The organism is Dickeya ananatis, assembly GCF_019464615.1.
Lineage (GTDB): Bacteria > Pseudomonadota > Gammaproteobacteria > Enterobacterales > Enterobacteriaceae > Dickeya > Dickeya oryzae.
Map to the genome: position 1 here is coordinate 327,769 of NZ_CP040816.1, position 14,771 is coordinate 342,539.

At 56.9% G+C, this 14,771-nt stretch carries 15 protein-coding genes; 9 read left to right on the forward strand and 6 right to left on the reverse strand.

Features of this window, described 5'->3' with window-relative positions; all coding sequences use genetic code 11:
* Window positions 1-197: 197 nt before the first annotated feature.
* Window positions 198-1,274 (reverse strand): alanine racemase, encoded by a 1,077-nt coding sequence (alr, locus tag FGI04_RS01365; RefSeq protein ID WP_407274010.1) that lies wholly within the window; start codon window positions 1,272-1,274, stop codon window positions 198-200.
* Window positions 1,275-1,308: 34 nt separating this feature from the next.
* On the reverse strand, window positions 1,309-2,712 hold the full coding sequence (gene dnaB, locus FGI04_RS01370) for a replicative DNA helicase (RefSeq protein ID WP_016940519.1): 1,404 nt from the start codon (window positions 2,710-2,712) through the stop codon (window positions 1,309-1,311).
* A gap of 123 nt (window positions 2,713-2,835) precedes the next feature.
* On the opposite strand from dnaB, the gene FGI04_RS01375 reads away from it, so the two are divergent.
* Window positions 2,836-3,831, forward strand: a complete 996-nt coding sequence (locus tag FGI04_RS01375; RefSeq protein ID WP_012886065.1) for a quinone oxidoreductase — start codon at window positions 2,836-2,838, stop codon at window positions 3,829-3,831.
* 406 nt (window positions 3,832-4,237) lie between these two features.
* On the opposite strand, the gene pspG is transcribed toward FGI04_RS01375, so the two are convergent.
* Both pspG and dusA read right to left on the reverse strand, forming a co-directional pair.
* The gene (gene pspG / locus FGI04_RS01380) at window positions 4,238-4,516 is read right to left on the reverse strand and encodes an envelope stress response protein PspG (RefSeq protein WP_038916782.1); all 279 of its coding nucleotides are present in this window, start codon (window positions 4,514-4,516) and stop codon (window positions 4,238-4,240) included.
* A gap of 188 nt (window positions 4,517-4,704) precedes the next feature.
* A complete protein-coding gene (gene dusA / locus FGI04_RS01385; protein ID WP_407337304.1) occupies window positions 4,705-5,721 on the reverse strand; it encodes a tRNA dihydrouridine(20/20a) synthase DusA in 1,017 nt (338 codons plus the stop codon).
* 147 nt (window positions 5,722-5,868) lie between these two features.
* On the opposite strand from dusA, the gene FGI04_RS01390 reads away from it, so the two are divergent.
* Together FGI04_RS01390 and FGI04_RS01395 are read left to right on the forward strand one after the other, a co-directional pair.
* Complete coding sequence (locus FGI04_RS01390; RefSeq protein WP_342699833.1) at window positions 5,869-6,321, forward strand: Xre family toxin-antitoxin system antitoxin; 453 nt, start codon at window positions 5,869-5,871, stop codon at window positions 6,319-6,321.
* The gene (locus FGI04_RS01395; protein WP_342699832.1) at window positions 6,321-6,779 is read left to right on the forward strand and encodes an RES family NAD+ phosphorylase; all 459 of its coding nucleotides are present in this window, start codon (window positions 6,321-6,323) and stop codon (window positions 6,777-6,779) included. The genes FGI04_RS01390 and FGI04_RS01395 overlap by 1 nt, the downstream gene beginning before the upstream one ends.
* A 60-nt stretch (window positions 6,780-6,839) precedes the next feature.
* Here the strand turns inward: FGI04_RS01395 and FGI04_RS01400 are convergent, their stop codons facing one another.
* A complete protein-coding gene (locus tag FGI04_RS01400) occupies window positions 6,840-7,547 on the reverse strand; it encodes a UTRA domain-containing protein (RefSeq protein WP_407274008.1) in 708 nt (235 codons plus the stop codon).
* A gap of 268 nt (window positions 7,548-7,815) precedes the next feature.
* Between FGI04_RS01400 and FGI04_RS01405 the strand changes: the two genes are divergently transcribed.
* The 5 genes from FGI04_RS01405 (at window position 7,816) to FGI04_RS01425 (ending at window position 12,424) form a co-directional block, all read left to right on the forward strand.
* Complete coding sequence (locus FGI04_RS01405; RefSeq protein ID WP_342699866.1) at window positions 7,816-8,868, forward strand: ABC transporter substrate-binding protein; 1,053 nt, start codon at window positions 7,816-7,818, stop codon at window positions 8,866-8,868.
* Window positions 8,869-8,889: 21 nt separating this feature from the next.
* Window positions 8,890-9,714, forward strand: a complete 825-nt coding sequence (locus FGI04_RS01410; protein ID WP_342699830.1) for an alkaline phosphatase family protein — start codon at window positions 8,890-8,892, stop codon at window positions 9,712-9,714.
* Window positions 9,711-10,553, forward strand: coding sequence for an ABC transporter permease (locus FGI04_RS01415; protein WP_407337305.1), 843 nt, complete (start codon window positions 9,711-9,713; stop codon window positions 10,551-10,553). The genes FGI04_RS01410 and FGI04_RS01415 overlap by 4 nt, the downstream gene beginning before the upstream one ends.
* Window positions 10,554-10,573: 20 nt before the next feature.
* Entirely contained in the window at window positions 10,574-11,356 is a 783-nt protein-coding gene (locus tag FGI04_RS01420; RefSeq protein WP_029456181.1) for an ABC transporter permease, read from the forward strand.
* A gap of 75 nt (window positions 11,357-11,431) precedes the next feature.
* Window positions 11,432-12,424: an ABC transporter ATP-binding protein gene (locus tag FGI04_RS01425; protein WP_407274005.1), complete on the forward strand. Its 993-nt coding sequence runs from the start codon at window positions 11,432-11,434 to the stop codon at window positions 12,422-12,424.
* Between the two features lie 12 nt (window positions 12,425-12,436).
* On the opposite strand, the gene FGI04_RS01430 is transcribed toward FGI04_RS01425, so the two are convergent.
* Window positions 12,437-13,372, reverse strand: coding sequence for a LysR family transcriptional regulator (locus FGI04_RS01430; RefSeq protein ID WP_407337306.1), 936 nt, complete (start codon window positions 13,370-13,372; stop codon window positions 12,437-12,439).
* A gap of 125 nt (window positions 13,373-13,497) precedes the next feature.
* Here FGI04_RS01430 and lysA point away from each other — a divergent pair, with 125 nt between their 5' ends.
* Complete coding sequence (gene lysA, locus FGI04_RS01435; RefSeq protein WP_407274910.1) at window positions 13,498-14,760, forward strand: diaminopimelate decarboxylase; 1,263 nt, start codon at window positions 13,498-13,500, stop codon at window positions 14,758-14,760.
* Window positions 14,761-14,771 lie beyond the last annotated feature (11 nt).

The window sequence follows — 14,771 nt, forward strand, 5'->3', positions numbered from 1 at the left end:
TCGCTTGTGCGTGGCGGATGTTCCACGGCTGACGCGCCATGAGTAAACGGTTCAGTATGATGTGAGAAAGCCCGAACCCAGGTTCATCCAGGGTTCGGGCTTTTTGCATAGCAGCGGATTAGTGCTGATCAAATAGTGCTGATCAAATAGTACTGATCGGGGATAGTGCTGATCAGGAAAGGCGGTGAGCCGATGTACTAACCGATGTACTCCAGTTGAGTACGGGCGGTCAGACGGGTGATCAGCTCATAGGCGCTGATGCCGTTGTAGGCCGCGACGTTTTCTACCGGTAGCGGGCCGCCCCATAAAATCACTTCATCACCCACCTTGTCTTTTGCGTCCGGCCCCAGGTCGACAGTGAGCATATCCATCGAAACCCGACCAGAGAGCGGGACTTCACGGCCATTTACCCACACCGGTGTACCGTTTTTGGCATCACGCGGATAGCCGTCGCCGTAGCCGATGGCGACCACCCCAAGGCGGGTGTCACGTGGGCTGACCCAGTTGCTGCCGTATCCCACCGGTTCACCGGCGTGGTGTTCGCGTACTGCAATCAGCCGTGAGGTCAATGTCATCGCGGGTTTAAGCTGCCACTGGCTGGCATTGCCTTGCGCCAGCGGTGAAATACCGTACTGGATAATGCCGGGGCGGATTTGATCCCGGTGCGCCTGTGGCCACAGCAGGATACCGCCGGAGGCGGCGATGGACTGACGGCCCGGCTTGCCTTGTACAAAGGCATCAAAGCAGTCGAGCTGGCGTTGGGTGGTATCGGCCTGAGGTTCATCGGCGCGGCAAAAGTGACTCATGATGTTCACTGGCTGCACCACGTTAGTGCAGGCGCACAGTCGGGTATAAAACGCGTCGGCGTGTTCCGGTAATACGCCAAGACGGTGCATGCCGGTGTCGAGCTTCATCCAGACCGTCAGCGGGTGTGGCAGGTGCGCCTGTTCCAGCGCTGCTAACTGCTCTTCACAGTGTACCGCGGTTTCCAACTGGTGTTCGGCCAGCAACGGTAACTCGTCAGCGTCAAAGAAGCCTTCCAGCAGCAGGATAGGTTTGGTGATACCGGCGGCGCGCAGTACCAGCGCTTCGCTAAGGCGGGAAACGCCGTAACCGTCAGCGTCGGAAAAGGCGCGGGCGGCTTCCAGTGCGCCGTGCCCGTAAGCGTTGGCTTTGACGATGGCGATCAATCGGCTTTGTGGTGCCATCTGTCGGATACGTTGCAGATTGTGGCGCAAAGCCTGACGATCAATGACGGCAGTTGCCGTTTTCATGCTAAGTCCTTAGTGCGTTTATTCGTCATCATATTTATTCATCATCGTATTGTGGTCCGGCGTAATTGTCGAAACGTGACCACTGCCCGTTAAAGGTCAGGCGAACGGTACCGATCGGCCCGTTACGCTGCTTACCTATAATAATTTCCGCGATGCCTTTCAAATCGCTGTTTTCGTGATAAACCTCGTCACGATAGATAAACATGATCAGGTCAGCGTCCTGCTCGATGGAGCCGGATTCACGCAAGTCGGAGTTAACCGGGCGTTTATCTGCCCGCTGCTCCAGACTACGGTTGAGCTGCGACAGCGCGATGACCGGTACTTGCAATTCTTTTGCCAACGCTTTGAGTGAACGGGAAATTTCGGCAATCTCCAGCGTTCGGTTGTCCGACAAGGAAGGAACCCGCATCAATTGCAGGTAGTCGATCATGATAAGGCTCAGGCCATCGTGTTCGCGGAATACCCGGCGGGCGCGGGAGCGTACTTCGGTAGGGGTCAGGCCGGACGAGTCATCGATGTACATGTTGCGTTTTTCCAGCAGCAACCCCATGGTGCTGGAAATGCGCGCCCAGTCCTCGTCGTCGAGCTGGCCGGTACGAATGCGGGTTTGGTCGACGCGCGACAGCGAGGCCAGCATACGCATCATGATCTGTTCGCCGGGCATCTCCAGGCTGAAGATCAGTACCGGCTTTTCCTGTGTCATGGCGGCGTTTTCACACAGGTTCATGGCGAAGGTGGTTTTCCCCATGGAAGGACGTGCCGCCACGATAATCAGGTCTGATTTCTGCAACCCGGCGGTTTTTTTGTCCAGGTCCTGATAACCGCTGGAAACACCGGTGACGCCGTCGTGCGGGCGCTGATAAAGCTGCTCGATGCGCGACACGGTATCTTCCAGAATGCGGTCGATACTTTTGGGGCCTTCATCTTTACTGGCGCGGTTTTCCGCGATTTGAAACACGCGCGATTCGGCCAGATCAAGCAGTTCTTCGCTGCTGCGGCCTTGCGGATCATAGCCCGCGTCGGCGATTTCGTTGGCGACGGCAATCATTTCTCGCACCACCGCACGTTCACGTACGATGTCGGCGTAAGCGCCGATATTCGCCGCGCTGGGGGTGTTTTTCGCCATTTCCGCCAGGTAGGCGAACCCGCCTGCGGATTCCAGCTCACCTTTTTGCTCCAGTGACTCTGACAGGGTGATCAGGTCAATGGGCTTGCTCATCTCCAGCAGGCGCTGCATCTCGTTGAAGATGAGCCGATGGGCGCGGTTGAAAAAGTCGTTGGTACTGACGCGCTCGGCAACGTTGTCCCAACGCTCGTTATCGAGCATCAACCCCCCTAGCACCGACTGTTCCGCTTCGATGGAATGGGGCGGAAGTTTTAGCCCTTCTACCTGACGGTCGCGGGATTCTGCCGGTTTAGTTGGTTTTTTTTCTGCCATGAAACGCGTTCTTTACGGGTTGATTTAGCTTAAGGTGTGGGAGCATTGTATATCCTAAATACAGAATGACATATCGTCCGATGATATCTGCGGGCACACACGAGTAGAGCGAGGAGATTCATCATGGCTAAACGTATTCAGTTCAGCGACCACGGCGGGCCGGGGGTGCTGGAGTATGTGGATTACACACCGCGCGAGCCGGGTCTTAATGAGGTTCAGGTGGAAAACCACGCCATCGGCATCAACTTCATTGATACCTACTTTCGTGCCGGGTTGTACTCACCGCCGTCGTTCCCCTCGGGATTGGGGACTGAAGCGGCTGGCGTGGTGGTGAAAGCCGGGGCGAGCGTCACACACCTGAAGGTGGGCGATCGTGTGGTGTATGCCCAGTCGGCATTGGGGGCGTATAGCGAGCGGCATAACGTACCGGCGGACAAAGTCGCGTTGTTGCCGGATAACATCAGCTTCGAGCAGGCGGCGGCGTCATTCCTGAAAGGATTGACCGTGCATTACCTGCTGCGTCAGACCTATGAAGTGAAACCGGGTGAGGTGTTTTTATTCCACGCTGCAGCAGGCGGCGTTGGGCTTATCGCCTGTCAGTGGGCGAAAGCCCTGGGCGCGAAATTAATCGGTACCGTCGGTTCTGACGAGAAGGCGGAACTGGCAAAACAGGCAGGGGCCTGGGCCACCATCAATTATCGCCGGGAAGATATCGTCCAGCGGGTGCTGGAATTAACGCACGAAGAGAAAGTGTCGGTGGTGTATGACTCGGTCGGTAAAGACACCTGGGAGGCTTCGCTGAACTGTCTGAAACGGCGCGGGTTAATGGTGAGCTTCGGCAACGCGTCCGGTCCGGTGACTGGGGTTAATCTCGGTATCCTCAACCAGAAAGGGTCGCTGTATGTCACCCGTCCGTCGCTGTTTAGCTATATCACCAACCGCGAGGAACTGGAGCTCGCCAGCCGTGAGCTGTTTGGGCTGATTGCCAGCGGTGCCATCAATGTGACGGTGCCGGAAAGCCAGAAATTCGCGCTGGAAGATGCGCAGTCCGCACACCGTGCGCTGGAAAGTCGCACGACGCAAGGCTCATGCCTGTTGATTCCGGGTTACAGCGCGTAATCAGCGCGCTGTGGCAGGTCGCGGTACTTCCCCTGGCGTGTGAGGGCATAGACGTTTGAGCGTGTCAGGGGGGATTGAGCAGGTATTGCGATTCAGGCAGGACAAACACCGGCCCGGTAAGAGCCGGTGTTTGTGCACAGACAGTAAACGCCATAAGGCTAATTTCATCAGCTGTATGTAGGGTACAGCACGGTGATCGTCACGAAAGTGCCACTGAGCGGCTATTATTTTCCTGACGACGATGAAATCGTGTCGCTGGCTTTTCCCTGAGTTATCGGGAAGACGCAGACAATACTCAGTATGCTAGCAGTTGCGGTGAGGAAAAAATATTTGCTGGCGCACAGTTTTGTATTCCCTGCGTTTTTATCTGCAAAACGTCTATTCTGGTGTCTCTTTCTGTGTGTCGTTACCAGTCACCGCCGCCTCTGCGATAGCGCGAGTCATATTTTTTCCGATACCGGTCATAGGGTGTACTGGCAGCATCTGACCCTTGATATCGACGCCACAGCCATACCACCACGATGGCCAGCAGCAGCCACGGCAGGACTTTTATCGCCATCGTAAACAGCCCGGCAATCAGCATCACAATGGCAGCGGCAATCAGCGCCACCATGACGCCCAGTAGTGACACGCCGGTGACCACCAGCATGATAAAAAAACCCATAACGAAGAAAATCTCTAACATGGTGTGCTCCTTGGCCATTGAATCACGTCGTGCGCAGGAACCGCCGCATTCTGCGCGTGATGACGTATACAGCCAGAGTATTACAAGAAGCATGCCAGAATGGGTTTCTGGTAACGTATTGATTTATAATGAGGTGGTAAGAAGAGGGAAATAGACTGTTGGTCAAAAAGACCAACAGTTGGTTTTTTTTAGGCGATATTGACCAGTGATAACGCGTGTTCCACTACCGATGCATCCGCACCCGGTTTATGGGCATTTTCACTCAGATAACGCCGCCACTGGCGCGCACCGGGTATGCCCTGAAACAGACCGAGCATGTGCCGGGTGATATGGCCCAGTGTAGCTCCGCCAGAAAGTTCGCGTTCGATATACGGGTACATTGCCTGCACCACGGCCGCCTGATTCGGCACCACACTGGTGGCGTCAAACAGATCGCGGTCAACCTGCGCCAGCATTCCGGGGTTTTGGTAGGCTTCCCGGCCCACCATCACGCCATCCACGTGTTCCAGGTGCTGTTTCGCCTCCGCCAGCGTTTTGATGCCGCCGTTAATCGCCAGCGTCAGCGAGGGGAAATCGCGTTTAAGTTGGTAGACCCGTGGGTAATCCAGCGGCGGGATTTCGCGGTTTTCCTTCGGGCTTAAGCCAGAAAGCCAGGCTTTACGGGCATGCACGATAAAGGTGTCGCAGCCACCCTGTTCGGACACGGTGCGGATGAAATCGCATAAAAATTCGTAGCTGTCCTGATCGTCGATACCGATACGGGTTTTCACCGTGACCGGAATGCTGACGCGCTCGCGCATTGCTTTAACGCAGTCCGCCACGAGCTGTGCTTCCGCCATCAGGCAGGCACCGAAACGGCCATTTTGCACGCGGTCGGACGGGCAGCCGACATTGAGGTTGATTTCGTCATAGCCGCGTTGTTCCGCCAGTACCGCGCACTGTGCCAGTGCTGTCGGGTCGCTGCCGCCAAGCTGCAACGCCAACGGATGTTCTTCGTCGCTATAGGCCAGATAATCGCCCTTGCCGTGCAAAATCGCACCGGTGGTCACCATCTCGGTGTACAGCAACGCGTTATGGCTCAGTAACCGGTGAAAGTAGCGGCAATGGCGGTCAGTCCAGTCCAACATCGGGGCGACGCTAAAGCGGCCACGCCAGACAGTCTGGGACACGCCAGAAACGAGAGCGGTTGGGGCTGGACTACTCATTACGATACAAACTCACTGCCTGACAGAAAACGAAGGGGCGTCATAGTAGCGTGATTTATCGACTTTGGGGAGGTCGGCGGCGGATTTTGCGTTTCTGGTGTGGTTGCAATAGACTGATGTTGCAACTGCAACGAATCTGGAGGGGTTATGACCACGCTGTTTACACCGACCGTCCGTGTACTTGAGTACGAGGGGATCTTAGCCGCTCTGTCCCTGTCGTCCTCGCTGGTGCGGGCACATGAACAAATCAGTGAAGGTTTGCCGGTCAGTATCATCCGCGACGCCGCTAATAAGACGCAATTGGATGAGAGTTACTTGTTGCGGCTGATTGGCGTCGATCGCAGCACCTACCATCGTCGACTCAAGCACCCGGAGAAAACCTGGTCGGTGGAGCAGGGGGCGCGGATTTATGCCAGTGTCCGTGTACTGGATGCCGCCGCCCGGCTGTTCGATCATGATTACGTCAAAGCCGTTGACTGGCTGAATCAACCGGCTAAAGCGTTGGGAGGGCAATCACCGGCCGCGATGCTGAAAACCCCGGCAGGCACAGAAGCAGTGCTGGATCTGATTGGCCGTATCGGCCACGGCGTGATCAGCTGATGGCAACGTTTTACCGGTTGGTAAAGCAGACATTTGTGGCGCAGGCGTTTGATGGTGCGGGCGCGAAACTTTACGGCGGGCGCTGGAACAGCAAAGGCGTTCCCTGCGTCTATCTGGGCGGCACCATCGCGCTGTGCCTGCTAGAGACGCTGGTGCATCTGAGGGATGTGGCTATGTTGCCTGCGTTCTCTCTGCTATCAGTGGAAGTGCCCGATACGCTGGTGATGGAATTAAGCCGAGATGCCTTACCCGATGACTGGCGGCAGGATCCTCCACCAGATGCTACCCGGCAGATCGGCGATGAATGGCTGGCGTCGCGCGTCAGTTTGGTGCTGAAGGTGCCGAGCACGCTGACCGGTGAATGGAACGCGTTATTCAACCCTGAACACCCAAAGGCGCAGCAGGTACTGTCTACCTTGCAGGTGGTGCCGTTTCATTTTGATTCCCGCCTGCTCTAGCGGCAGTACTCCTTTATTGCCCCGTTATTCTTGTTCCTTCTTCTTCCTGATGGCCGCCCATCACGCCTGTACATCAATATACAGCGCGTCGTAACGCCAGTACTCGCAGTCACAGTCGATAATACGGTCATGCTGATCCCGGTTGATCCGGGTGATAAACAGCGACGGGCTGCCGGGGGCGAGTTTTAATACTGGTGCCGCCACCGGTGGCAGCGGTGACGGCAGCATGATGAAGCGCACCCGGCCGTAGCGAATATCGTACTGTGACTGGTAAAGCTGGGTGAGCGAACGCCTCAGGTCGCTATTGAGAAGACCCGGAAACCAGACCGGGTTCAGATAGTGTTCCACGTACAACACCGCGCGGCCATCAAGGCGACGCAAACGGCGAATGCGGTAGATCTCCGCGCCTTCCTCTAACTCCAGATGACGTGCAATAGTCGCATTCGCTGCGACAACCGCGGCATCCAGCACTTCGGTCGCGGCTTTACGCCCCTGTTTTTCCGCCATTTCATGAAAGTGACTTCTGTGCAGCGGATTATAGCTAAGTCGCGGCGGTGAGATGAACCAGCCGCGCCGCAGTTCTCGGTAAATGATGCCTTGTGATTCCAGCAGGGTGAGCGCTTCGCGCAGGGTGATACGGGTAGTGGAAAACTGCTCGCTGAGCGCCCGTTCGGATGGCAGTCGGCCACTGGTGAACTCGCCACGGTGCAGGCGCTCTCGTAGCGCATCAGCAATCTGGATAACGGCGGTCGGTTGTATTTTCGTCATCGTAAAAAGCCTTGATATTGTGCAGCCTGCACCATAGCAGGGATTGTTGACTATCAGGTTGCATGCCTGTCGGGGTGATGCAAATTGCACGCCGACAAGCACTCGATGCCGTCCACACGCCTTTACAGGCCGGTGTTGCAACCCTGTTGTCACATTGTCGACATGAAAACGTCATCGCCGTGTGCTGAATTGGCGTATTTATTGCTGGACTAGACCAGCAGAGTGTCAGACCAACAGCGTATCACTCCCCTTGCTATGGAGCATCATGATGAAAAAATTGTTGTCTTCTGTGTTAATCAGCAGCGCGTTATTTTCGAGTGCCGTTATGGCGCAGGATTTGGCGGCGCTGGAGAAAGCCGCTCGTGCTGAAGGCGAAGTTAACAGCGTCGGCATGCCGGACAGCTGGGCCAACTGGAAAGATACCTGGAACGATTTAAGCACCAAATACGGCCTGAAACACAGTGATACCGATATGTCCTCCGCGCAGGAGATTGCCAAATTCGCTGCAGAGAAAGAGAACGCCAGCGCGGATATTGGCGACGTGGGCGTGGCCTTCGGCCCGGTCGCGGTGCAAAAAGGCGTGAGTCAGCCGTACAAGCCGACCACCTGGGATCAGGTGCCAGCCTGGGCGAAAGACAAGGACGGCCACTGGGCGATGGCCTACACCGGCACCATTGCGTTTATCGTCGATAAGCAGCAGGTGAAAGACATTCCCCATAGCTGGGCTGATCTGCAAAAAGGCAAGTATGTGGTGACCATCGGTGACGTCGGTACCGCGTCTCAGGCGTCAAGCGGGGTGCTGGCGGCCAACTTCGCGTTGGGGGGCAACGAGAAAAACCTGAAACCGGCACTGGATTTCTTTGCCAAGCTCGCCAAAGAAGGCCGCCTCGGCCTGACTAACCCGGCTATCGCCAATATCGAGAAAGGCGAAGTGCAGGTGGGTGTGGTGTGGGATTTCAACGGCCTGAACTACCGCGACACCATCGACAAAAGCCGTTTCGAGGTGCTGATCCCGTCTGACGGTTCGGTGATCTCCGGTTATACCACCATCATCAACAAATACGCCAAACACCCGAACGCCGCCAAACTGGCGCGTGAATACATCTTCTCTGATGCTGGTCAGATCAATCTGGCACGTGGTTACGCCCGCCCGATCCGTGCGCAATACATTACCCTACCGGATGACGTGAAGGCCAAGCTGCTGGCGCAGGAACAGTATAAAAATGCGCATCCGATCGCGGATGCTGACGCCTGGGATAAGAGCGTGAAAGCGCTGCCGCGTCTGTGGCAGGAAAACGTCATCATCAACATGAAGCAGTAAGCACGCTTTCGGGAGTTCGGGATGAAAACGATTCTGGTGATACTGGACGGGCTGAGCTTTCAGGTGGGTCGTGAGGCTATGGGCTACCTGCAGGCGGAGTGTGCCGCCGGGCACGGTTGCCTCTATCAGCTGGAGTGCGAGTTGCCGTCGCTGTCACGCCCGTTGTATGAGTGCATTCTCACCGGTGTGACGCCGGTGAGAAGCGGCATTATCCACAACGGTGTCGACCGGCTAAGCCGCGAGCGCAGTATTTTCCACTACGCTCGCGAGGCGGGCTTAACGACAGCGGCTGCGGCGTACCACTGGGTCAGCGAGCTGTATAACCGCACGCCGTTTGAGGCAGCGCGCGACCGTCATACCGTCGAGCCGTCGTTACCGATTCAGTACGGTCATTTCTACCATGATGACGGCTATCCCGACTCCCATCTGTTTGAAGACGCGGAAAGTCTGCGCCTGCGTTACCAGCCGGACTTTCTGCTGATTCACCCGATGAATATTGACGACGCCGGGCATCGCCACGGTTTATCCACCCCGCAGTACCGTAACCGGGCGCGTATGGCGGACGGTTATCTGTCGCACTGGATGCCGCGCTGGCTGGACGAGGGTTACCAGGTGCTGGTGACCGCCGATCACGGCATGAATGACGACCGTAGCCACGGCGGCATCTTGCCGGAAGAACGTCAGGTGCCGTTGTACGTGTTCGGTGACGCATTCTCGTTGCGACCGGATGCCGCACCACAACAAACCGAGTTATGCGGCACGGTGTGCCAGTTACTCGGTGTGGCACATGACAAGCCGGTGAGTCGCGATGTGCTGGTGAAAAGTGGTGTGGGGGGGAGAGTGTGAAGAGGCGATGGCTGGCAGCGTTGGTATTGCTGCCGTTTTTGGTGGTGTTTATCGCCTTTCAGATAGCCCCACTGGTATGGATGGCAGTCAACAGTTTCTACAGTGATACGGAAAGCGCCTGGGGGCTGGCTAACTATCAGGATTTACTGACCTCGCCGTTTTATTTGCAGGCGATGCGTTTTTCACTGGATATTTCATTCTGGTCAAGCCTGTACGGGCTGATTATCGCGCTGGTTGGCGGTTATTCGTTGCAACAGCTGGGAGAAAGGCGGTTGCGGCGTTTTGTGATGTCGTTTGCCAACATGACCAGCAATTTCGCCGGTGTACCGCTGGCGTTCGCTTTCGTGATCATGCTGGGGCTGAACGGTTTTATCACCTTATTGCTGCGGCAAAACGGGTTGCTTGGCGACTTCACGCTGTATTCCCGCGACGGACTGATCCTGATTTATACCTATTTTCAGATACCGCTCGGCATTTTGCTGCTCTATCCGGCGTTTGACGGGTTGCGCAGCGAATGGCAAGAGTCGGCCGCGCTGTTGGGCGCCAGCCGCTGGCGTTACTGGTTGCATATCGGCATTCCGGTGCTGACGCCTGCATTACTCGGCACCTTCGTCATTCTGCTGGCTAACGCGCTGGGGGCCTACGCCACTTTGTACGCGCTCACCACCGGCAATTTCAACGTGGTGCCGGTGCGCATTGCGGCGCTGGTGTCTGGTGATATCTCGCTGGACCCTAATCTGGGTAGTGCGCTCTCCATGCTGCTGGTCGTGTTGATGGCGCTGATTACCGCGATTCACCAATGGCTGCTACGCCGGAGTTACCTCCATGCTGCCCGCTAATTTTCTCACCGGAGGCTGCCATGTCCCAGGCTGAACGCCGTTACCATCTGCTGGTGGTGTGGCTGATATTACTGGTTTTGATGTTACCGCTGCTCGCCACGCTGGGTTACGCGCTGGCGACCGAGTGGGGCGCGACCATTTTGCCCAATGGGCTGACCCTGAAATGGTTTATCGAATTGTGGCGCGATGGCCGCTTTCTGGTCGCGCTGGGCCATTCACTGCTTATCTGTTTTGGCGCATTGTTGTTTTCACTGCTGTTGGTGCTGCCTGCCATGTTTGTCATCGCCTGGGCTTTTCCGAAGCTCGACGGGCTGATGAACGTGCTGATTCTGCTGCCGTTTGCGGTGCCACCGGTGGTGTCGTCAGTCGGGTTACTACAGCTCTATTCCGCACCGCCGCTGGCGCTGACCGGTACACCGTGGATCCTGATCGGCTGTTATTTCACGATTGCCCTGCCGTTTATTTACCGCGCCATCGCCAACAATATACAGGCCATAAATTTGCAGGAACTGCTGGATGCGGCGCATTTGCTGGGTGCCAGCACCTGGCAGGCGGCGCTGTGGGTGGTGCTGCCTAACCTGCGCAAAGGGGTGATGATCGCGGTACTGCTGTCGTTTTCATTCCTGATTGGCGAGTTTGTGTTCGCCAATTTACTGGCAGGCACCAACTACGAAACCTTGCAGGTCTATCTCTATAACAAGCGCAACGACAGCGGGCATTTCACCAGTGCACTGGTTATTTCCTATTTTCTGGTGGTGCTGTTGGTGACCTGGCTGGCGAATGCGCTGAATCGCCATTCATGAATGACGCACATTCAATGTTGCAAATTCAATTTTGCACATTCAATTTCGCAATGAGTAAAACGGGACACGCTGAACATGGCCTACCTTGATGTCATCAATCTGAATAAACACTACGGGCCGACCAGAGTGTTTCAGGATATCCATTTTTCGGCCGATGAGGGCGAGTTCGTCACCTTGCTGGGGCCAAGTGGTTGCGGTAAATCGACGTTATTACGCTGTCTGGCCGGATTGACCTCGGTGGATAACGGCCAGATTCTGCTACAGGGCCGTGATATCGTGCCGCTGTCGCCACAACAGCGTGATATCGGCATGGTATTCCAGAACTATGCGCTGTTTCCCAATATGACGGTTGAAGGCAATGTGGCCTTCGGTCTGAAGATGCAGAAGCTGCCTGCCGTTGAGATTCACAGCCGGGTCGAGGAGGTGTTGGCGCTGGTGGAACTGGGCGATTACGCCCGTCGCTACCCGCATCAGTTGTCTGGCGGGCAGTGCCAGCGTGTGGCGCTGGCGCGTTCACTGGTGACCCGCCCCCGTCTGCTATTGCTGGACGAGCCGTTATCCGCACTGGATGCGCGCATTCGTCGCCACCTGCGTGAACAGATCCGACGCATCCAGCAGGAACTGAAGCTGACGACGATTTTCGTCACCCACGATCAGGAAGAGGCGCTGACCTTGTCTGACCGTATCGTGCTGATGAATAAAGGTGAAATCGTACAAAACGGCGACGCAGAGTCGCTCTATACCCAGCCTGCCAGTCTGTTTGCCGCCGGGTTTATCGGCAGCTATAACCTGCTGAGCGCCGACGAGGCAATGCGCCTGACCGGTGGGCAGTTTGCCGGCCAGGTGGCGCTGCGCCCAGAGTCGGTGCGCTTGTGCGCGCCGGAACACGGGCTGTCCGGGGACATTATCGGGCACAGCCTGTTGGGTAACGTGGTGCGTTATCGGATACGCGTCAGCGAGGTGGAGCTCTCGGTGGATGTGCTCAATCGCTCGGTCGAGGATTTGCACGCCACCGGCAGCCGCGTCGGCGTGCAGATTGACCTGGGCGCGCTGCGTGAGGTGGCGTAGCGGGGATGGCGTTTAGAGCGGGTTAGCCGCCAGCACGCGCTGTAACCGGGCGGGGAAGCGCTCGGCGAAGGCGAGCAACTGCTCGGTGAATTGCGCCACCAGCGTCGACGCCGGGCGGTGCAGCGGGCGAATCAGGCTGACGGTAAACGGCACATCGATGCTGAAGCGGCGCACCACGACCGCTCCGCTGCTGGCGTAATCCACGGCGGTAAGCGGATTGACTATCGATAATCCTACCCCGGCGCGCACCATCGCGCATACCGAGGCGGCGCTGTGGGTATCCAACACCAGCCGCCGCGCGACGTTTGCCTGCTCAAACTGCTGGTCCAGCAATTGCCGATAACTGTCGGTGCTGGACAGGCTGACGAACGGCTGGTCGCGGAAATCCTCTGGTGTCAGTACCGCCTTGCGTGCCAGTGGGTGGCCACTGGGCAGCACACAGACTTCGTTCAGTTCCATCAGGGTCTGCCGTTCGGTGCCTGCGGGCGTATTCAGGTTTTCCGTCAGCCCCAGGTCATGGCGCTGTGCGGAGAGCCACTCTTCCAGCAACGGTGATTCCTGTGGGATGACATGCAGGTTGAGTTCAGGGTAACGCGCCAGCAACGGCTGGCACACCTCGGGCAGTAATGACTGAGAGAACACCGGTAAACAGGCAACTGAGAGCGGGGCCTGACGAAACTGGCGGATATCCTGTGCCGCGTTGATGATGCGATCCAACCCATAATAGGAATGCTGCACTTCCTCGAATAACTGCAACCCTTGCGCGGTAGGGTGTAACCGCCCGCGAATGCGCTCGAACAGTGGCATCTGCACCAGGTGTTCAAAGCGCGCCAGCTCGCGGCTCACGGTGGGCTGCGAGGTATTGAGCAGCGCGGCCGCTTCCGTCAGGTTGCCGGTGGTCATGACGGCATGAAAAATCTCGATGTGGCGCAGGGATATCTCAGCCATGTGTCCCCTCTTTTGTTTCGTTTAACCATATCAAAAATGAATAGAGTCTTTGAAAAAGGATATTGGAATTATAGTTTGTGGACCAGCACAATTCAGACATCTGACAACGTTTCGGTACTCTATTCATGCCACACGATCTGAATGACCTGTCTCATGCGTTGAACGCGCAGAGCCTGCGCGCGCTGCCTGCTCAATTTGGTTGCCCGTTGTGGGCCTATGATGCCGCTACCATCGTTGAGCGCATCGGTCAGTTGCGCCAGTTCGATACAATCCGTTTTGCGCAGAAAGCCTGTTCCAACCTGCATATTTTGGCGTTGATGCGCCAGCAGGGCGTAAAGGTGGATTCGGTTTCGTTGGGTGAAATCGAACGGGCGCTGGCCGCCGGTTTTGAACCGGGTACTGACGCGCATGAGATTGTGTTTACCGCCGATGTGCTCGATGACGCCACACTGCAACGGGTGCATGAGCTGGCTATTCCGGTGAACGCCGGTTCCATCGACATGCTGCATCAACTGGGCGAGCGTTCGCCGGGTCATCCGGTGTGGCTGCGCATTAACCCCGGTTTTGGACATGGTCATAGCCAGAAGACCAACACCGGCGGCGAAAACAGTAAACACGGCATCTGGTATGCCGATTTACCACAGGCGCTGGAGGCCTTGAGCCGTTACCGCCTGAAACTGGTCGGCATCCATATGCATATCGGCTCCGGCGTGGATTACCGGCATCTGGAGCAGGTCTGCGAGGCGATGGTGCAGCAGGTACTGGCTGTGGGGCAGGATCTGGAGGCGATTTCTGCGGGGGGCGGGTTGTCTATTCCGTATCACCACGGCGGCGAGCGCATTGATACCCAGCACTATTATGGCCTGTGGAATCGGGCGCGGGAGCGGATTGCCGAACACCTGGGGCACCCGGTGACGTTGGAAATCGAACCGGGGCGTTTTCTGGTGGCAGAGTCTGGCGTACTGGTGGCGCAGGTGCGCGCGGTGAAGGACATGGGCAGCCGTCATTTTGTGCTGGTAGATGCCGGATTCAGCGACCTGATGCGTCCGGCGATGTATGGTAGTTACCACCATATTACCCTGTTGCCGGGCGACGGGCGTGACCTGAGCCAGTCACCGTGGCGTGATACCGTGGTGGCAGGCCCGTTGTGTGAATCTGGCGATGTGTTCACCCAGCAGGCAGGCGGCGGCGTGGAAACGATGGCGTTGCCGTCCGCGCAAGTGGGCGACTATCTGGTGTTTCATGATACCGGTGCGTACGGTGCGTCGATGTCTTCCAACTACAACAGCCGCCCGCTGATAGCGGAAGTGCTGTTCGAACAAGGGCAGCCGCGACTGATTCGCCGCCGTCAGACGCTGGACGAATTGCTGGCGCTGGAGCGGGTGTAATCGTTTGTGCA